Origin of the sequence: Nodosilinea sp. LEGE 07298, assembly GCF_015207265.1 — a bacterium.
Lineage (GTDB): Bacteria > Cyanobacteriota > Cyanobacteriia > Phormidesmidales > Phormidesmidaceae > Nodosilinea.
In genome coordinates, this window is the sequence record NZ_JADEXE010000037.1 from 1 (window position 1) to 20,215 (window position 20,215).

15 protein-coding genes are annotated in these 20,215 nt (G+C 52.4%); 3 read left to right on the top strand and 12 right to left on the bottom strand.

What is annotated here, in order from left to right; translation table 11 throughout:
* Positions 1-102 precede the first annotated feature (102 nt).
* On the bottom strand, positions 103-534 hold the full coding sequence (locus tag IQ273_RS07505; protein ID WP_194022551.1) for an HNH endonuclease: 432 nt from the start codon (positions 532-534) through the stop codon (positions 103-105).
* Positions 524-913 carry a hypothetical protein gene (locus tag IQ273_RS07510; RefSeq protein WP_194022552.1) on the bottom strand — a complete coding sequence of 130 codons (390 nt, stop codon included), beginning with the start codon at positions 911-913 and terminating at the stop codon, positions 524-526. Before IQ273_RS07510 ends, IQ273_RS07505 begins: the two co-directional genes overlap by 11 nt.
* Positions 914-984: 71 nt before the next feature.
* Here IQ273_RS07510 and IQ273_RS07515 point away from each other — a divergent pair, with 71 nt between their 5' ends.
* Together IQ273_RS07515 and IQ273_RS07520 are read left to right on the top strand one after the other, a co-directional pair.
* Positions 985-1,341, top strand: coding sequence for a hypothetical protein (locus tag IQ273_RS07515; protein WP_194022553.1), 357 nt, complete (start codon positions 985-987; stop codon positions 1,339-1,341).
* A gap of 100 nt (positions 1,342-1,441) precedes the next feature.
* On the top strand, positions 1,442-3,970 hold the full coding sequence (locus tag IQ273_RS07520; RefSeq protein ID WP_194022554.1) for a HEAT repeat domain-containing protein: 2,529 nt from the start codon (positions 1,442-1,444) through the stop codon (positions 3,968-3,970).
* On the opposite strand, the gene IQ273_RS07525 is transcribed toward IQ273_RS07520, so the two are convergent.
* Genes IQ273_RS07525 through IQ273_RS07555 form a run of 7 tightly spaced genes read right to left on the bottom strand, consistent with a single transcriptional unit; the run spans position 3,921 to position 11,227 of the window.
* Positions 3,921-4,271, bottom strand: coding sequence for a DUF4926 domain-containing protein (locus tag IQ273_RS07525; protein ID WP_228052516.1), 351 nt, complete (start codon positions 4,269-4,271; stop codon positions 3,921-3,923). The two genes, IQ273_RS07520 and IQ273_RS07525, sit on opposite strands and share 50 nt — an antisense overlap.
* Before the next feature lie 20 nt (positions 4,272-4,291).
* The gene (locus IQ273_RS07530) at positions 4,292-5,326 is read right to left on the bottom strand and encodes a hypothetical protein (protein WP_194022555.1); all 1,035 of its coding nucleotides are present in this window, start codon (positions 5,324-5,326) and stop codon (positions 4,292-4,294) included.
* Positions 5,327-5,343: 17 nt separating this feature from the next.
* On the bottom strand, positions 5,344-7,134 hold the full coding sequence (locus IQ273_RS07535) for a type IV secretory system conjugative DNA transfer family protein (protein WP_194022556.1): 1,791 nt from the start codon (positions 7,132-7,134) through the stop codon (positions 5,344-5,346).
* The gene (locus tag IQ273_RS07540) at positions 7,131-7,898 is read right to left on the bottom strand and encodes a hypothetical protein (protein WP_194022557.1); all 768 of its coding nucleotides are present in this window, start codon (positions 7,896-7,898) and stop codon (positions 7,131-7,133) included. Before IQ273_RS07540 ends, IQ273_RS07535 begins: the two co-directional genes overlap by 4 nt.
* The gene (locus tag IQ273_RS07545; protein ID WP_194022558.1) at positions 7,895-9,349 is read right to left on the bottom strand and encodes a TrbI/VirB10 family protein; all 1,455 of its coding nucleotides are present in this window, start codon (positions 9,347-9,349) and stop codon (positions 7,895-7,897) included. The genes IQ273_RS07540 and IQ273_RS07545 overlap by 4 nt, the downstream gene beginning before the upstream one ends.
* A 15-nt stretch (positions 9,350-9,364) precedes the next feature.
* Positions 9,365-10,114: a hypothetical protein gene (locus tag IQ273_RS07550; protein WP_194022559.1), complete on the bottom strand. Its 750-nt coding sequence runs from the start codon at positions 10,112-10,114 to the stop codon at positions 9,365-9,367.
* A 12-nt stretch (positions 10,115-10,126) separates the two neighbouring features.
* On the bottom strand, positions 10,127-11,227 hold the full coding sequence (locus tag IQ273_RS07555; RefSeq protein WP_194022560.1) for a hypothetical protein: 1,101 nt from the start codon (positions 11,225-11,227) through the stop codon (positions 10,127-10,129).
* A 237-nt stretch (positions 11,228-11,464) separates the two neighbouring features.
* Between IQ273_RS07555 and IQ273_RS07560 the strand changes: the two genes are divergently transcribed.
* On the top strand, positions 11,465-15,997 hold the full coding sequence (locus IQ273_RS07560) for a hypothetical protein (RefSeq protein WP_194022561.1): 4,533 nt from the start codon (positions 11,465-11,467) through the stop codon (positions 15,995-15,997).
* 73 nt (positions 15,998-16,070) lie between these two features.
* Here IQ273_RS07560 and IQ273_RS07565 read toward each other — a convergent pair whose 3' ends face one another.
* The 3 genes from IQ273_RS07565 to IQ273_RS07575 are packed head-to-tail and all read right to left on the bottom strand — an operon-like array spanning position 16,071 to position 20,060.
* On the bottom strand, positions 16,071-16,856 hold the full coding sequence (locus tag IQ273_RS07565; RefSeq protein WP_228052518.1) for a hypothetical protein: 786 nt from the start codon (positions 16,854-16,856) through the stop codon (positions 16,071-16,073).
* Entirely contained in the window at positions 16,846-19,677 is a 2,832-nt protein-coding gene (locus IQ273_RS07570; protein ID WP_194022562.1) for a DUF87 domain-containing protein, read from the bottom strand. Before IQ273_RS07570 ends, IQ273_RS07565 begins: the two co-directional genes overlap by 11 nt.
* Entirely contained in the window at positions 19,674-20,060 is a 387-nt protein-coding gene (locus IQ273_RS07575; RefSeq protein ID WP_194022563.1) for a hypothetical protein, read from the bottom strand. The genes IQ273_RS07570 and IQ273_RS07575 overlap by 4 nt, the downstream gene beginning before the upstream one ends.
* Positions 20,061-20,215 lie beyond the last annotated feature (155 nt).

Sequence of the window (20,215 nt, forward strand, 5' to 3'; positions counted from 1 at the left end):
GCATTGGGTTCCCTCGAAGGCCCTGTAAGCCAAAGGTTAAGGGGCGGCTATGGCAGGTTTGTGGAAAATAGGGGCAAATGTTGAGCGGTTGAAGGCAAGCGTCTACTGGGGAGGATGCAACCCGGCTGAAGCCAGGAGCCGCCGCAGGTTAATGACGCCAGGACGATTCAGTGCCAATGCTTCCACGGTGGCGCGACCGCAGGGGGTTTGCCCAACCAACTGGGTCGCATCTTCGATCCAGACAAAATGCTCATCCCAGATTTGCGATCGCGGATTGAAGAGCGGCACGGTTTCGCCCGTCAGCGAATCAGGGTAGGCCGTTCGGGTGAACTTGCGACCATTGCAGCCAAAACAAGCCCAAGCCAGATTCTCCAGGGTGGTGGCACCGCCTAGCTGACGCGGCTGGATGTGGTCAAGGGTGAAGCTATCGGGTGAAAAGGATTCGGGACAGCGGCAGTATTCACAAAGCTGCTGGGCTCTTAGTGCGACCTCTTGCCTGAGACTGGCAGGAACCCGGTCGGACTCAGGCGGCATTGGAAGGATGGGAAGCAGAAACCTGCTGATTCAAGGCCAACAAATCCAGGTTTCTGAGCCTAGCGAGTTCCATCAGGGCTTCCAGCCGTTCAACCCGATGCTGTTCCAAGCGGTCTTCGTAGCGAATCAGCTCCTGGTGCTCAGCTTCAGAGAGATCGCCCCATTCGCAGCGATCGCGCAATTCATCCAATCGGGCTTGTTCTGTTTCCGGCAGACGCCGCTGGATAATCTTTAGCAGATGCGATTCCTCGGCATCTGCTGCATTTTGAGAGGTTGGCTCTGTTAAAATTTCTAGCAGCTGAACCACTGCCGCCAGCTTGTTTTGGGGCAGTTGCTCGATCAGGGAGATCGCTCGTTGTCGGATATCGACGGGGGGCATTGCGAACGACAGGTAGGGATTAGTCCAATTCTACCAGTGCCAAAATATGAGAGAGACTAGGGCACGGTTTGATGGCACAAAACTGGGACATCCTTAAAGCGCGGTACCTCCGAAGCAGTCAGGAAACCCAGCTCCAGAATTTGGTGCTAAATCTGGTACGGATTCAGCTCTTTGCTCAAAGTGGAACGAATGGGCTAGTTGCTCAGCATTTGGTCAGGGAAACCCAGTTCATTATTGAGTGGGTTGTACCGAGGATTGATTTGGCTACGGATATGGCTTTTGCGACTGCGCTTGTGGATTTGCAACGGTTACTCAGCCGATGGAAGCTGGAGTGGTCGGTGCTGTGGGCCGATGAGAGTGAGCGGCAGGAGATAGCGATGCTGGGTCAGCAGTGGTGCAATTATTTGATTGACAATATGAACTGCTAGCCCGTTAAAGGCTATCTTTGCAAAAGAATTTTACTTTTCGGCGATCTCTATCAACGGTTTGCTTTGCTCTACTCGATCAAGCTCCAGACAATCCTTAATCATGACTGGTAAAGCCCTCCCTCGTTTCATAACCAGCATTGTCATTCCAGGTTTCTTGCTGGGATCCACGACCATTTCGGCGGTGTCTCAGACACCAACGCCAGCTCCTGCACCCACAACTGCCCCGGCATCACCGACACTTCGAGATGACGTCGCCGATCTCTGGCAAGAACACCGACTTTTCCTCATCTTCGCTGGTTTAGTGTTACTGCTAGGAGGAGGAGGATACGCCGGGGTTCTCTGGCTCAAACCTCTATGGCTGCTACAAGTGCCCTCGCAAGATCTGGCCATACCTTGGACGACGTGGAAGGTGCCGTTGGGGATGGTGCGATGGTTCAAATATCGAGATCGCGTCCTTGACACCTGGATTACGCAACACTGGCGGGTGGCTCAGCAGGCATTTCTGAATCTCCCCAGTGTAGAGAATCGGGCCATCCACCTTCCCCTTCCTGTGAGATTAGATGAAGACACGATTAGTGAATTGACTGGGGCACACCTCGTCTCCACTTTTCAGAAGAAAACAGTGGTGCTGCTGATTTGTGGTGAAGGAGGAGCAGGCAAAACCAGCCTCGCCTGCCAAATTGCCCAGTGGGGCTTGGACAAACAACTCAGTAACCATCGTATGATTCCTGTTTTGATTGAAACGGAATTAGACAATGAGAGAGAAGACTTACTTGCAGCGATTCAAGGCCGCATCAATATTTTGACTGACCAGCAAGATCCGATTGACCCAGAATTTTTGACGAAACTGCTGCAGCGTCAGCGGGTATTGGTGATTGTGGATCACCTGTCGGAGATGGGAGGAGCAACTCGCAGTCAGATTAATCCACAACTGGCAAACTTTCCAGCTAAAGCGCTTGTCGTGACTTCGCGTTTGGAAGAGCCATTAGGCGGTCTCAGCAAGACAGTAGTAAAACCGTTGCAATTAGAGGCGAATCGGCTCTGGCCCTTTATGTCTGCCTATTTGGCAGCGAAGGGCAAACCAAACTTGTTCGTGGATGATGAATTTGCCAATGGTTCTGATCGCCTCCGCCGCATGGCGGGAGAACGTGGCATCACGGTTTTGCTGGCTCGCATGTACATCGATCAGATGATCCGCGAACGCGAAGGGGCAGGAGCAATGCGTCCCGATTCTGTGCCCAAGCTAATGCTCAGCTATCTCAATCAGCTAAATCTCAATATTGAGCCAGACAATAAACGGGATGACCTAGAGGTGCAACACGATGCCAAACTTGTCGCCTGGGAATGCTTGAAACAAACCTATCGCCCGACATGGGTAAAAAAGGTGGATGCCATTGCCGCCCTGGATACCCTCGAAGATGGAATGCCTGCTAAGGAACGCTTGGATTATTTGGAGAAGCGACTGCAATTTTTGAAAGCTCCGGAACCGGGGGATAGTATTCGCATTATTTTAGACCCATTAGCGGAATACTTAGCTGCTGCTTATTTAGTGGAGAGAACCAGCCAAAAAACTAATCCTGAAGCTGAATGGCAGCAATTCTTTTTGGATATTGACTGCAAACTAGAAAATGACACTCCAGATATAATTCGGGGCTTTTTGCTAGCGGTAAGGGACTACTGTTTAGATAATGCCAACGATGACCGAATCCCAAAAGATCTACCAAACCAACTTGCCCTGAAAGCAAATATTAGTCCAGACGAAATTGCGCGTTCTGTACAAAGAAGTAGGGTTCGAAGATTAATTGATGATTTATCTTGGCCAGATCCTGAGGTTTGTCGAAAAGCCATATTAGAACTAGGCAGTTTAGGTACTATTGCCAGCCCGTCTATACCTAAGTTAGTGGATCTAATTTGTAACAAAATCCATGTGGATGATGCAGGTTCTGCACTCGTCTCCATTGGTTCAGACGCAGTATTACCGTTAGCAAAGCTCTTAGCTTCCGATGTTATAGAGGAACGTAGTTCTTCCATCTCGCTTCTTCGTCGCTTTGGAGTAATGGCTGAGGTGGCTGTTCCAGAAATATCCTATGCACTCATCAACGATGAATCTCCTGAAATAAGATGGAATGCTGCTATATCACTGGCTAAAGTCGGTATTAAAGCTGAAAAAGCTCTTCCAAGTTTAGTTCAAGCATTGGAAGATGATGAATTGGCAGTTTGCAACTGGTCTGCTTTTGCATTAGGAAGACTCGGATCAATAGCAACAGAAGCAATTCCAAATTTAATCGCTTTTCTGGAAGGCAACTGCCAGAAGGACTTTTCTGTTCTTTTGGCAGCAGGCGAAGCATTAATAGCAATCGGCTTCAATCTTGATGATTTGGAAATTTTTAGTGAGACTGGAGAAAGAGAAAAGGCAGGAAGATTGAAAATTTTATTACAAGTGAAAGGTAATTCAGAGGAGTATCATGGAACACTTAGACAAATAATTCTGGAATATAGACAAAAACGGAAATCAGAAAAAGAGAAAGAGGAAAAATCTAGGCCTCCAAATACACTGAATTTAGAGTGGCAGCCTATTCTTAGTGCTGGTACTCCGCCTCAAGAAGACCCTTTGCCTTCATGGCTGTAAGAGTAATTGCCTCAATATTTCCCATACTCTCTTCAGCCAGTTTCACGAGTTGCAACTGGTGCAGATACACTGTCACAACACCAAGCGTCTCCACAAACGCTTCAGGGTTGTCCCAATCAGCGGGTACAAAATTCCCCTCGGCGTCAAACTTCACCCAACCCCCAAAGCACTCCACCAGGTAAGCCTCACCCTGATTGAGTACCTCGACCACTGAACCTAACGTTCCAGCAGGCGCATGAACGCGATCGCCTAAATCAATGTCTTCCTTTAGCCGAATGGCATCAAATAGGCTAAAGTTCATGACTACCTCCGCTTGCGATATTATGCCTCTATTTCGAAATCAGGTCGGTTAAGCGTCATCGATTGGGATGGCTCTGGTAGCTGCAAATGTTTGCCCAATAGCTCTCTAGCAGCATCAAACTGCTGAAAATCCTGCGCTTCCAGTCGCGAAACCGCTTTCTCTCCATCCATCGCCAACACCTCCCCTCGCCCATCCTTCGCCTCTACCGAGAGCTGATTTCCTGCCATCCTCAACCGATAATGCTTGCCCTCAAACGCCTGTAGCCCTGTTTGCGCAAAGAACTGCTGTACCGTTTCCACCGCCGATCGCTCCTCAGGCGATAATTCCGCTACCGCCTCACCCGCTGACTCAGCCCGATCTTCGCTGCTCTCAGCCGCCAGCGCCAATCCTTCGATCTGCTCCCCTAATCGCGGGTCATACTCTACCTGCCCATTGGGCAGTACCTCCACCACCAGTACCGGAGGTTCCACTAACAGCTCAGGATGAGTAATGGACGATTCCTCCAACTCCTGCCCTATCAACCGCTCCGCTTCGCCATAGGGAATCCGTTCCAGATGGGGAGCCAGTTGCTTGAGTGGCTCATGGTGAAAGCAAGGCACCCCGTCAATTTCGATATCGACAATCTCCCCCTCGATCACCTCCACCTCACCCGGTAACGAGGGCGGATCCACTACCTGCTGCAAATAGGCCAACTGCTTCGGCAGCAGCTGTTGCAGCTGCTCCCGCAGATCCCCCTCTAGCGCCCCGGCCACGATCGCATCGCCAATCTGAATTCGCACCGGGACGCTCTCTAGCTGGGGTGGTGGCCCAGGGTTAAGGAGTCGAGGGTCATGGCCGGTCAGCCGCTTCTGCTCATCGTCAAGGTCTGTGATGCTCACCCAAGCAGGCTCTACCCCTGGGCGCTCTTCCAGTAGGGGTGGTGCTTGCTCTAGCTTTTCTTCCTCTGCCCGTTCCTGGAGCCGCACCTTGGCGAGCATCTGGGCGATCGCATCCAAAATCGAATTGATGTCATGCTGTACTTTCTCAGCACTGTGGGGAGAGCCGCCGAAGGTCATGGGTCACCTCGCAAAGGTCAAAACACATCCTGAAACTGCTTGAGAATCGCCGGGTCTTTGAGGTTGGGCGTACTGGCTGCGGCCTGCTTCGGTAATGGGAAGAGCTTCTCTGCGATCGCCATCCGAGAGGCCAACTGCTCGCGGGTGTACTCCTCCGAGTTGAAGTGCTGGCGGGAGGCGGCAACGAGTCGTTCCCTAACCTTGGGCCAGCGGGCTTTGCTCCAGGCTTCCTGGGCCAAATCGGCTTTGGGCACCTTCACCTTCAAAATCAGCGGAATTGAACCCTCATCCTTGCGGCTGTAGGCCGGGTTGATCAGCACGCATTTGCCGGTAGTCAGCTTGTTGAACTGGGCCGGTTCCACGATCGCTCGCTTCTGGGTATGGCCAGCGGTACTGGTGCTGCCGCCGCCTTTGCCCGTGCTCTTCGTTTTGGATTTGATTTCCACCTCCTCTTCGCCCAGGTAGTCGCTGAAAAGGCGAGCGCTGTCGGGGTCTTGGGGGTTGAACAGGGCTTTGGTGGCACAGCCGCCCAGAATTGAGCGGCTCACCTCGCGGGAGTAGGCTTTCTCCAGCTGGGTCAGGTTCTGAAAGCCGACAATCGTCACCAGACCATCGGAGCGGTTTTCGTTCAGCCACTGGGTTAGGTAGGGCAGATACAGCGTCGGCAGTTCATCGAGGGCCAGTACCAGCGGATCGCGGCGCTTGCGGGTGACGTTGCGGGTGACGATTAGGTGCAGCAGCGTGGCGACCAACGGCGCGACAGCTTCCCGCCGTTGGCGATCGAGGCCCAGAATCAGCAGCTTTTTGCCCTCCAAATCCAGGGGCAGGGTGGTTTGACCACAGAAGGCGCTGACCAACTCCTGACTGAGAAAGCGGCTAAAGACCTTGCTGGCCATGCCGATTACCCCTGCCACGGTCTTCTCAGAACCCGCCAACTGCAAGAGCTGCGAAAAGGCCAGATAGACCCAGTTGCTCATGGGCCAGTTGCCCCCGGCGTCACCGCGCTCTTTGGCGGCGCGAATGCGGCTAGGCAAATCCGACAGACTCAAGATCGCCGAGGCCATCATCAAATCCGGTTCGGGCATCCCCTTGGCCAGCATCAGAATCGCCTGGGTGAGCTGGTCACCGGCATCGGCGAAAAACTTGTCTTCGGAGGCATTGGCGGAGAGGGCAAAGTTGCGGTTCATCACCGTGGCAATCTGCCGCGCCATTAGGGCATCGTCGGCATCCCGCAGGAAATCCAGGGGATTGCAGACTTCGCTTTCGGGATAGCCGGGGGCAAAGACGCTGACGGAGTAGCCCCGCTTGGCGGCATAGGCCGCGAGCACTTCGGTCTGGTCAGGGTATTTGAAGTCGTAGATGATCGCGGGCATTCCCTGATCTAGCGCCGAGCGGATGGTGGGGTTGATCAGCGAGAAGGTCTTACCGGAACCGGGAGCGCCACAGACGGCTATGCCTCGCTGGGCGTCGGGTAGCCAGAGACTGCGGCTACCGTTGGATTTGCCGCTGGAATTGCGAGGAGGGCTGCCGACGTAAAGCGTCACCGCATTGTGGCGGCGCTGCTGAAGCTGCTGCATGGCCTTTTTTCGGGCCACTCGTTTCTCGCCGCCCCCGGCCAGGTAGCCTCGGGCCAGTTGGCCTTTTTTCTGGCTGTTACCGACGACGGACATGATCAGCATGGCGGCGATCGCACCCACAAGCACCAAGCCGTTCTGTCCCTGGAGCGAATGGAAGATGTTATTGCCGGTGCTGGAAATGCCATCGGGGACTGGAGTCACACCGACGTAGGCGGTTTTTGAAAGAGTCATGGAGTTGTTACCTCCAGGGACGCAGGTGGAGGAGTAAGCGCGGGGTGAGACATGGCAGGCAATCCTATTTCCGCCAATCGCGACACCACCGCGAGGGAAATGCCCGCTGCATCGGCAGCAGCCTGAGGTGCGGAACCGTTGCGGACGCGGGCCAGGAAGTCTTGGATTTTGGGGACAACGGGACTGTCGGCGGGAATGAGTTGGGATGCGATCGCGCTATTCAATCCCCGTTCCACATTGGCGAAGCTAACGGTTTGGCCACTGGTGGTGACGATGGCAGAGGCCTGGGAAGTGATGTTTGGAGCTATCGCCACAGTCGCGTATTGCGGATCACCCGACCCATAGTTCACCTGAAACTGGTAAACCTTGCGCCCTTCCGGCGAGTCCGTCACCACCGTCAGGAGAGTGAATGTTGTCTCCGGCAGATTCTCGAAATGAATCCCTGCCACCCGCCGCAGGTGAATGACGCTAGCTCCAGCCCCATCACAATTCCCAGAGTCCCCTTGACCACAAAGATTGCCATCGAAATCCAGGGTGAGCCGACTGGGGTCATCCAGCCACACCCGCTGAATCACTTCCCCGGTGCGGGTAAAGTCCAGGTTGGTGCCGGAACCCGGCCACACCGAAATCTGAGCGCCGCCGCCCGTGAGTCCCTGGGCCTGGGCTTCGGAGAGTTGGCGGACGATGGGCATGGAGAAAGCGGGTTTTGCGATCGCCAGCAGTGAGGCTACCACCAACGGCAGCACAACGGAAAGCCGTTTCATAGCGCCACCTCAAAGGAGGTTCCGGTGAACACTTGCACAGACTGACCAGATGGGATGTACCAGACGTTGGGGCGACTGAGGATGTCCTTGATTTCTTGCTGCTGGCGATCGCTCACCTGATCATGGAGTGCATCAAAGCCCCCTTCCAAAACCGCTCCCAAAATATTCGGAGCTGGGTTGGTGGTGGTCGAGGAGGAATAGAAGACAGATCCCGTGGAGGTTTGGCTGTTGGGACGATTGAGGATTTCGCCCACCTTGCCCAAAGCTCCCATCAGCGCTACCCCTGCATCCAGGCTTTGAATGTGTCCGGCATCGTGGTTGTATTCCGAGGCCATCAGGGGATTGCCCTGCTCGCCTTGAATCAGCACGGCACCAGCTGGTATCGGTACTACTTGATTGCCGCTTGCCGTGGGAATCACCACCGCAATCACCGACAGCTCCACTAGGCCGCTCTGGGAAATGGTATCGACCTGAGTCACCATCTGGGTGCCTGCGGGTAGGGCCACGGTGCCATCGGCGGCCAGAATCGGCTCGGTGAGCTGGAGGCCGAAGCGTTGGGGCTGTTGGGTGTTGTCCAAATCCTGCGCCCAGACGACGGGGGTACTCAAAGTCGCGGCAGCTCTAGCTCCGGCCAGAATGCTGACCACATGGCTGGGCAGGCCTGAGAGAATCGCGGCGGCATCGGCCTCATAGCGAGTCTGGTCGGGATTGTCGGCTTTGGGAGCCGCGTCTATCGGAGGAGATGCATCGGCCACCGTTACGGATGCGGCTGTCGCGGGTTTCTCCGTGTCGTAACTGATCTGTCCGTAGCTGCCCAAGGTCGCTGCTGTTTGCCACTGTTTCACGGGATCGGTGTGAACCACAGGAGCAGCTGAAGCAACAGGAGCCGATCGCACCGGAGCGGAGTAGGACGGCGGTGGGGCATAAGTCACCGGAGCGGGATGACTGACGGGCGGAGTTGAAACCGCCATAGCTGGCATCGTAGTCGTGGTGACTGGTGGGGATGGAGGCGTGGGCTGTACCTTGTCATCCTTCAACGCCTGGGTTTGGGTGCCCAGGGCTTCGACGGTCTTGAGCCTGCCGATTTCATTGGGGTCAGTCTCTGGCTGGGCCGGGCTGGCGGTTGTTGCTACGGCAGGGGCGGTATCGGCTGCGGTGGCTGGAGTTTTAGTCGGAGCATGGACGCTGTGGAGAAAGAGGGCCACCAGGCCGATCGCGATCGCCAAACCCGATCCCACAAACACCGCCTTGGCCCAGGGATTGCTCCACAGCTGCGGTTGAGTTGTCGGGTCGAGTTCTGTTTCAAAGTCTTCGGGGTCGAGTAGCGGGGACGGGGTGAGAGTTGTCGCTGTAACCGGCTCATCGCTGTAGCCCGTGAGGGCAGCCAGGTGGCTGAGTTCGTCGGTCTCCATCAGGGGAGATTCTGCATCGGGTGAGGGGGTAAATACCATGGTCAACGTCCTTCCTTAGCTGGGATTGGGGGCAAGTTGTTGAATGTCTAGGTCGCGGATTTCGGTGATTTCCAGACCGTTTTCCCGCAGTCGATACACCGCCTTTTGCAGCGGCGTGGATGTTTCAGGCAGCGGGTCTTCAGCGGGTTCCACCGCCTGAACGAAGAGGCTCTTGTTAAAGGTCACTGCTAAACCCTGGGGATGGGTGGGGTCGAAAATCAGCAGGTTGGCGACCATATCCACCTGCCAGTAGCCTGCTTGCAATTCCTTCGGCGTGGAAATCGTCTCGATAGTGAGCACGCTCTGGGCGCTGCCGCTAAAGATACCGGGGGGCGTGATCGCCGCCACCTGATCCAGAAAGGCGGTGCGGAAGTCTTCTTTGAGGGCAAAGGAGGCCTGCCAACTGGCGGTGGTGATGCGGCCATGATTCACGGGCACTCCCGGATCAGCCGGGGCACTGGCAGCGGCAGGTTCTGTGGTCTGTCCCTGGCCATTCCAGGTGAACATCAGCCCCAGGGCCGTTTTGACGAACTGTTGGATCACCTCCGGGGTGCGCTGATTCGGGTCAACGGCTTCGGTGCTGATAGAGTGGCCATCCACTAGCTGCACCAGGGAGGGCACGGGGCGATGGGCCAGGTGATTGATGCGAGCCGTATTCAGCAGAGTCATCACCAGCAGCAGGCCCTGGATGCCGAGGGTGCCCAGCACGAACAGCGGCAGAATATCGGACGAGTGAAAGCGGCGGGAACGGTTGAGGAGTTGCATGGAAGGTCTCCTTTAACGAAATGAGTGGAAGTAGCGGGGTGACACGGCGTAGGAACCGAGCATGGTGACCATGCGGGCCGAACCGCTGGTGATGATGTTGAAGACAGCCAGTCCGCCACCAGCGGCGATCGCCAGGGCCAGGGCGGGAGCCAGTAGGCCAATAATCACCAAAAAGCCGAGGGTGTCGGTGACATCGGCATTGACCACGACCACCCCCGCCAGCCCGACGATGATGTTGTAGGACACCTGGGCCATGCCCAGGCTGAAGAAGCCCGTCAACCAGGCAAATAGGGGTTTGGCTTCAAAAGGCAGCAGACTGCCGGCAACGGCAAATGGCCCCATTAGCCCGGTGAGCAGTAGGGAGATTTCCAGGATGTTGGTGAAGGCCCACTGAAAGGCCAGCAGCACGTATTGGACGATTTCTTGGTTGACGGAGCCGAGGAATCCGGCGAAGAAGCCAGCAGTACCAAAGACGGCTCCTGAAATCGGGTTGTCTTCGGCCTGGGCGGTCTGCACCGCGCCATCAATCCCTCGGGCGATGTTGCGGAGGGCGTCGGGCAGGGGCAGAAAGCCCTGATAGTCGTTGATGGTGGCCTGCACCTGGGCATTGGCGGCTTTGAGGCAGTCGATTTGCTTTTGCCCCACCATGCCTTCGCACTGGCTGAGCTGGGCGCTGATCTCGCCCGCAACGGCGCTGCGGGAGGTAGCGGCCTGGACGGCATCGCGCAGTTTGACATCCAGTAGGGTGACTTCGAGCACCTGATTGGAGAGGGTATGGATGACGCCGCGCAGGCTGACGGTGGAGACAGCCAGCAGGTGGGCGTTGTTGGCCAGCAGGCAGACGACGATGATGGGCCAGATCAGATTTTGCAGCGGGCGGGTGAGGTCGCCTTCGACGATGAGCTGGCGGCCAAACTGAACGATGAAGAAGATCAGGGCACCGGCAGCGAAGATGGCGGCGGTTTGGTTGATGGCGACGTACAGGGTGCTGTCGAAGATGGTCAGCCACTGCTTGTCCCAGGCTTGGGCAATGCTTTGGGAGGTGTCGAGCCCTTGTTGGAGGATCTGGGTTGCGCCGGTGACGGCGAGCCAGGGGAGAGGGGGAGAGGTCATGGAGGTGCTCGCTAAACGAGGGTGAGGGATATCACCTCAGGCTAGGGAGCAGATATGACTGGGAGATGGAAATTAGAGGGAAGGGTTGTGATTCTTTGCTAGCCAGTGAAAGTTGAGGTGGTCAACAAGGCTACACAAGCTCATTCCTAAAGAAAAACTATTAGCAGAGTGATGAGCTAAGATCCACTAATAATAAATTTGTTCTCAACGCTCTTCAATCTCAACAAGCTAAAGCGCATGCCCTTACCTGGAGGAGAAGCCGACAAACTCGGCAATAGATATGAAGGTCGATGGACTGTCTTCAACATGATTGATGTCATGGAGGAGAAGGCAGATTATATTCGACTTGAACAACCTGGAGAAGATGCCTTTGAGTTTTTCGTCCTTCGAGATGGTCAAAGGGAATGTCATCAGGTTAAACGGCAGAGAAGCGATTGTGGAAGTTGGACCTTAAGCGCTTTAGAAACTCACCAGGTAAAAGTTCTCTCGGGTTTTTGGCAAAGCCTCAATGATCCAAATAACAACTGCCTTTTTATTTCGACTCAAGATGCTAACGAACTAAGAGAACTAGCGAGTCGAGCAAGAGACTCAATTTCTTGGCAAGAGTTCGAGGAGCAATATCTAAATAAGACCCAATCAGGAAACTTTCATAAGCTTCGTCAAAAATGGGAAAATTGTTCTGAATTAGGGGCGTATGAAGCACTCAAACGAGTTTTTGTTCATACTGTCGACGATGATATTCTCGCAAGCATTATCGAAAATCGTTTAGAAGCACTCTTAGCGGGCGATCCCAAGGTCATTAGACTAGAGTTGACTGAATTTGTCTTAGAAAAAATTCATCATGAATTGACTGCGTTTGATATTTGGCATTATTTATTGGGGGAACGGGGTTATTCCCGCCGGGAATGGAGTAAGGATCTCAATGTTCTGTCAGCTATCGAAAGAGCCAATAGTGCTTATCTATCTACGCTTCAGGAAGCAAAAATTGGTGGAGAAGTTCTACCACGGAATGAAGCCTCAATAATTCTCGAAAAGATTGCTGCTTCAAGTGGAAAGGGGAGTGTTCTAGTAGTCGGTGAAGCAGGCATTGGGAAAAGCGGCGCTATCTCCCAAGTTTTGGATATGCTGAAGGACGATGGAATTCCATTTCTTGCCTTCCGTATAGACCGTTTGGAGCCTGAAGTAATACCTGATGCAGTTGGAACACAATTAGGATTACCTGCTTCTCCCCCAACTGTCTTGGCAAACATTGCCCAGAATCGAGACTGTGTACTGGTAATAGATCAATTAGATGCAGTTAGCTTAGTCTCTGGTCGTAATCCCCAGTTTTTCGACTGTATTTCTCAGCTAATTAATCAAGCTAAAGCTCATCCTAATATCCATTTACTCTTAGCTTGTAGAAAGTTTGACTTAGAAAATGATAACCGATTTAAGCATTTGACGGGACAAGATGGTATCGCTGAGGCAGTCAACATTTCAAGATTACCTACTTCAGTAGTGAAAGAAGTAGTTGCCAAATTGGGGTTAGAAGTATCAGGATTCAGTGAAAAACAGTTGCTATTACTCTCACTTCCTCTACACCTCAGTTTGTTAGCCGAAGTAATTGTAGAACCGAATGGGGATTTCCTCAATTTTGAAACGGCCAAAGATCTATACGATCAATTCTGGGACTATAAACAGAAGAAAATTAGAGAACGACTCGGCCATTCAATAAGGTGGACGCAGGTAATTGACATCCTCTGCAATTATATGAGCGATCACCAGGTTTTATCTGCTCCAGAAATATTTCTAGATGAAGTTTCTGAAGATGCTGGAATAATGGCATCTGAACATGTGCTGTTGAAAGAAAACAAACGCATATCATTTTTTCATGAAAGTTTCTTTGACTATGCTTTTGCTCGTCGCTTTTTTGGGTGTGGAAAAAGCCTCTTGCCTTTTTTAGTAGATAATGGACAGCATTTGTTTCAGCGATCCCAGGTTAGACAGATTCTTCTTCATGAAAGAGATTTTGATTTTGAGCAGTACAAAAATGATTTAACAAAACTACTGAGCAGCTCAAGCATTAGGTTTCACATAAAGCAGGTAGTCTGTTCCACTCTTACTTTAATTGCCTCTCCTCATGATGATGAGTGGAAAATTTTAGCCATGTTCCTTGAGAATGATTCTTCACCTATCAGTAATGAAATATGGAAACTGTTAAACAGTTCATTAGCCTGGTTTAATCTTTTAGAGAGTAAAGGAGTGATTAAAAAATGGCTTGACGGTGAAGAAGATATCGTTATAGATCGGGTCGTTAATCTTTTGTCTATCATGCAGTGTTTGCTCCCAAGCAAAGTCGCTGATTTAGTTAAACCCTATATAAATACATCAGAAGCTTGGAATGATAGACTAATATTCTTGGTTCAGCGTATAAAGCTTGAAACCGCACGTCCAATATTTGACCTTTTCCTAGAACTATTGAGTTCAGGGGTTTTCGACAAGCAAGAAGACGATTTTTTCTTCATCAGCGATGAAGTATGGGATATTGTTTTTTCTCTCAACAAGCATTGTCCTGACTGGTGTTGTGAGTTCTTAGAGGTTTACTTGAAACACCTTCTACAACTAAGTATTGCTTCAGGAAGTGTTAATCCTTTCCCTCAGAGGAGAGGCTGTTCTCAGAATACTGGAGACAGTTATTCAACTGTTCTTGGAACTGCAAACACTGCTCCAGGTTTATTTTGCCTGCGAATAATTCCAACAGTATTAGAAATTATTGGCTTGAACAAGAAAGATAACGAAAAAGTGCCCTGGCAGGATCTAGTTTGGACCAATCCATTTGATTATCAGAAGAATGACCCCAATCAGGTTAAATTTCAAATTATTATTGCATTAGAGCAAGCTTTATCAAGGCTTTCACAAGAAGAATCTGAATTTTTAGATGATTGCATTCATCTTCTTAAGACTTCGAGTTTCGAACTACCTCAGTATCTTCTGATTCGCATATATACGGCACATGGAGAAAAATTTGCAGACGAGGCAGTAGATTATCTTTGCGAAAATCCTTCAAGGCTTAAGGCGAGCTATTCTCATGAGCAATTTTGGGCTTCTCGGAAATTAATTGAAGCTATCACTCCTTTCTGCTCAAGTCAGAAGTTGGAGCAATTAGAAATGATGCTTCTAAAATACTTTCCTCATTGGGAAAAAGGTCGAGGAATACAGTATGGCTACCATGGCCATGCGCAATTTATTCTATTAGATGGGATAGAAGTCCCACGAAGATCTAAAAAAGTTGCTCGACGAGTAGCTGAACTCTACAGAAAATTTAACCGGCAACCGCAACTTAGATACAAGGGAATGACCGTGGCGAATGTTACACCACCTGTCATTCCAAAAAGTGCTACTGAAAAGATGACAGATGAACAATGGCTGAAAGCTATCGCGAAGTATGATCTTACTGAAATCAGTCGGGATAAGGATAGCTCTCTTTTGGATGCTGGTGCTTTATCAAAGTTCTTAGAAGAACAATCAAGTCAAGAGCCAGAACGCTTTTCCAAGCTGTTATCTAATCTTCCAGACAATACAAATATACGCTACTACGAAGCAATTTTATATGGAATTTCTCAGCATATGTCTTTTGTATGTTTACAAACCCTACAGGGAATTCTACATAAATGTCATCAGCTTCCTGGTCATCCTTGTGGAAAGGCAATTTGTTTGATTTTCAGACAATTTTCTGATTGGAACTGGAGTCAAGAGGATTTCAATGTTGTTAATTGGTATGCTCTAAACTCTTCTGATCCAAAAGAAGAAATTTGGCGTAACAAGGCTGAAGATGGGCAACTTTACTGTTTGGGCGACATTCATACTTCAGGTATTAACTCTGTAAGAGGTAGTGCAGCTATAACAATCGCAAAACTCATTTATTCTCGAAAGAGCCGAGCTACAGTATTTTGGGATACCACACAAAACATGTTGCATGACTGCTCAATCGCAGTAAAAACATGCATCATTGAAATTCTCATTGCGACTCTAAACTATGATCGCAACTTGAGTGTCGAAACTTTCTTGAATCTTGGCGATTCAGAAGATCTACTATTAGGCACACAAAATGCAGAAAACTTTTTATACTTTGCTCTTCAAACCCACTTTGAAATTTTGAAGCCAATCGTTGAAAAGATGCTAAGTTCAGATTTGCCTAGCGTGGCAACAGTCAGTGCGCGGCAAGCTTGTGTCGCTGCTATGCATACCGAAGAAGCCCTTCCGTTAGCAGAACTCTGCCTTAATGGAACACAAACTCATCGCCTAGCTGCTGCCGAGGTTTTTGTAAACAATCTGCGTTCCGCCTACCTTAAGGAATTTTGCGAAAATTCATTGATTCAGCTCTTTAGCGATCCTAGTTCAGAAGTTCGCGCCAGAGCTGCTAAATGCTTTTCTCGTCTTGAAACAGAACTAGATAGTTATTTCAACTTAATTGACCAATTTATTGAAACCGAAGCATTCTCCGACGGAGATCATGATTTGATAAGGGCATTAGAAAAGACAACTTCTCAACTTCCTAAGTCAACCTATCGAGTCTGTGAGAGATTTATACAAGGTATCACCGATGAAGATGCTCAAAAGAGAGCAGGAGCTTTAAGAGACATCACTTCTGTAAGTCAGTTGCTAGTCCGTCTTTACAGCCAAAGCGGCAGAGACCTTGTCCTACAGTCTCAATGTCTTGACCTGATTGATCAGATGATTGAGATTGGTGCGTATGGTTTAGAAAAATCTTTGGCTCCGTTTGAGAGATAGGCCGCAGAGCTTGATAGGCAGTGGAATTTTCTATGCTTATGGATTTCAGAACACAAACGAGAAAATTGGAGGATTAATTCTTGTCTCCCGGCAAGTATACACTTGCCGCCGCCTTCACTACCTGCTGTGCCCCCGCCATCGCCTCCGCATGCTTCGCCCGATTCCCCTCATCCAGCGCCTCAGAGATATTCGCCCCAATCAAATTCGCCGTCGCCGACTGCTGCCGGAGCTGCATCAACTGCTCATAGCTGCCCGACTCCAGCTGACTCTGATGGCCGACCATATCCGTCAAATTTTTCATCACGTCCTGGGTTACATCCAGCGACTGGGCTTCCTGGGACTTATCCGAAATCGCCCCCAACGCCTGCTGCGCGGCATCCATCTCCTGCTTCATCGCCGTTTGCCCCTCCGTTCCTAACACCGAAGTCGCCATACTGCGGGCACTTTCCCGGTCAGTGGCATTGGCCAACGACTGCTGCAAGACCACTGGGTTGGCGTTGAAATTATCCAACCGCTGCGACTCCCCTGACGCCTTCCCAGAAACATCTCCCGTGCCATCGCCACCAATCACCTGGCCCACCTCCTGCCAGTCTCCCGGCGGGTCGGGGATACCCAGCTCTCCGGTGTTGCCATTCAATACATCGCCCAGCACACCCCCTAACACATCATTCACCGTGTGGGTGTAGTAGCCCTCAAAAATCTGGACGTACTGATTCACAATGCTTTTGAAGGGCTGCAAGATATCAAAGGCCTGGGCTGGAGCTATCAGCACCCCAGCACTGCCCAGGGATAAGGCGAAGGTTAGCAGCGATCGTTTCCACGTCCTGCGAGTTGGGGAATGAAGTACATCAGTAGACATGGTGCAAATCCTCCTGGGGTTGAGCCGTAATCGGGAATAAAGAAACTTCAGCCTGACCAATCGCCTCCAGACTGGAGCCACCGCGAATCGCCGCCACATACTGCTCGGCAAACTTGGCGATGCCCAGCAGCGAGTTGCCGCCATACTGAGACAGCACTCTCGAACGGGCCGCCTGCTCATCCGGGTTGTTCGCCACCGTCGCCAACTGCACCGGGCTCGGATAATAGCGGCAGTAGGTGTAGAGCCCGTCACTATCCAGCAGCCAGTTGGAATAAAGCTCAGATCGCTTCGGGAAAAAGCTTTCCGTGGCGTTGCGGGCAATGATCGTGCGCTCGTAGTGCAGCAGTCGAACAAAGGACTCGATCGCCAGGGGCTGAATCCGGCCAATCAGACGGGTGTTCATGTTCTGCATGATCTGCTGACCCGCCACCGAGTTCATGATCGTATCCGGGTCTTGCCCGGAGAGAAACACCCGAATCCCGGCTTTGGCCCCGTTGGCGCAGAGCCGCCCAATCAGCCGAGAAATCGTGGGGTAAGCAAAGAGAATCGGCGACTCATCAATAAAGAAGATCGACTTGGGCGATTCCAGCGCTCGCCGTAGCGCTGCCGAGTAGGCACTCAACGACAAAATCGCCGCTTCATTTTCATTGGAGAGGTTCCGCAGAGCAAAGACCAGCAGTTGAGCATTGGTGGGAAACGAACTGGGCCGACCGATCGCCTTCCCCACCCGCGAATCGAGCCAGTATTCCAGCTGCAGCTGAATCTGGGACTGGGCATTGCGAATCAGGCCGACGCCCACCTCTTCTAGCTCCAGCTTTTCGGGGGTACAAAAATCCAGTAAGTCCCGCAGCGTCGGCGTTTGCTGCCAGGCGGCAGAGCCAAAGCCGCCCTCTAGGGCTGCTTCATATCGCTGCTGAATGTCCTCATCTTTGAAGAAGTTGGTCAGGGCACGACCTACCAAAGACCTCACCGTCTGCTCCAGCAGCGGATCTTCCTGGGCCGAGGGCAGCACCATCGTCACCAGGGCACTTTCCAAAAACGACTTGTAATCCTCAAACCGCTCCCGCTGCTGCTCCGCTGGCAGGTGGCGCAGATCCGGCTGCTCCAACAGGTTGTTGCTCTCCCGGCCAATATCGAAGTAGGCCGCCCTGGGCTTGAGGAACCCGGCATAGTCCGAGAAGGTTGAGGTGCCATCGGGTTTGGGATAGTCCAGACAGACAATCGGATAGCCCTCCGCCAGAAACTGCGTCAGCATCCCGCTCACCAGCACCGACTTCCCAGATCGAGTCGTCCCAAAGACCGCCAGATTACGGTGCTCGCTGACAAAATCAATCCGCACCGGAGAGCCCCCTTCATCGGCAATCAGCTCGAAGCCGCTGGAACTGCCGGGGCGAGTTTGGGTTAAAGGAATCAACCCCGGCGCTTCGTGGGTCAGGTAGGTGAGCTGCCGCTTAAAGGGACTGCCCAGGAGCTTATCCCAGGCAATCGGCAGAGTCTGGAGCCAGAGCTGCCAGGTGATTTCTGTTTCGCGAATCACCTTCGCGGGCAGTTGAAAACAGTCCGAGAGTGCCGAGCAGGCTTCATCGAGTTCCGGCAGCGATCGGCGATGCACCAGAAAGACGATGCCGATCCGCACCGGCACCGCCCCTTCGTAGAGTTTTTCCTGAGCCTCGACAGATCGCTTGGTCTTGATATGAGCCCCCACATCAATGCTGAGCTTCTGCGCCGCATTCTGAGCGGTGACATTGCTCTGCTTCAGAATCCGCTGCATGTCCGTCTTCACCATCAGGGAGTTAGCCGCCGTAATCTGACAGACGATTTCGGTATCCACCACATGGGAGCGGCAGAGCACCTCCCACAGGTAGCGCAGCTGCTGACGGGTATTGACGAAGCCGCCCGGTTTAGCGGTAAACGACAGCGCCCCAATGTACTGGTTTTTGATTTTGAGCCAGCGGCGATCGCCCTTCGGCACTGACGAGCGCCCCTGCTCTCCTTCTACCAAAATCGTGGCGGGGTGACTGTCGGTCGTAATCACCTCGGAGAGTCCCTGGTCATTCAGCACCAAATGCTGAGGCACAGCAGGAGCCGTAGAGAGATTGAAGCGCGACCAGAGATTCCCCCACAGGCCATCGACGGTCAGCGGCGTCACATCCAGCCCCATCTTGATATTCAGCAGTTGCTCCCACCGGAGATAACCTTCGGTGAAGGCCCGCAGCAGCATCGCTTCGTACTGTTGGGCTTCGATGGATTCGCGATCGCCCTTGAAGGTCTCCCAAAGATCCAACCCCTTCGCCAGCGCCTTCTCAATCCAGTCCGATTCCTTACTGGTCTTTTGAGCAGGCTCGATGGTGTAAGTGACAAACAAATGTAGTGATTTGGCCTTCCGCACCCCCGCCGCCTTGAGCTCCCGCGTTCGGGCCTTTTCACTCATCAACAGCAGCTTCAGCTCTGAAGAGGGAGCCGTCTGCATCAGCCGATCCAGCTCTGCTTGACGATCTGTATCCGCTGCAAAGGAACTCAGGTGAATCGTCAATCGCTCATTGGCGGGCAGTTCCTTGAGTGCCGCTTCCAGGTTACTCAGCACAGGCGGCACCTGGTCAGGCCGCAGGGTGTCATGGATGCCCGGACTGCTGAAGCCAAAGACAAAGCAAAACCGATGCTTGCTGCGCTGCAAGATCGCGGCTCCCACGTTGCGGCCCTTCAGCTCAATCTGAACGAACCCGGCCAGGGCGCTGAAATCTTCAAAGGCGCTTTGGATAGCGGTCGTGCGCCGGTCTTGCTCGATGATCGTGACCTTTTGCTTGCCCAGTTTCGGTTTCATCGCTGCCGCCTCCGCTGCGTCTGGGCATATTTCTGGCGACGGGTTTTGACCGTTCGGCGAGCCGTATGGGTTTGCCGCTCTAGCAGACTGGTGTACTGGAGATGGCCCATCGTCCAGTCCGGCACGCCGCGAAACTTGCTTAAAAACCGCCAACTCTCATCGCCGGTCAGTGCCCACCAGGTGGCAATGCCCCAGCCCGCGACTAGACCCGTAGCAATCCAGCTCAGACCCAACAGCCCCTGGCAGATCAGATACGACACCAGCGCAATCACCGCCCAGGGAAACACCTGCTCCCCAGGAATTGGCCCCAGGCGGGGCTTCAGGTTGAGCACCTGGTTGACCGGGATGAACTCATTGTGAGATGACTCGTGTTCGCTTGACATCGAAGGTCTCCTTGAAAAGTCAAAGACAAAAAGTGGGAAGTGGGCACCGGAATCAATGCCCACTTCCCTAAGCAGAATTGAGTGACTTATTGAATAATCAGGTTGGTTAACACTTCGCCCACAGCGACGCAAACCGCCACCATTAAAGGGGTTCG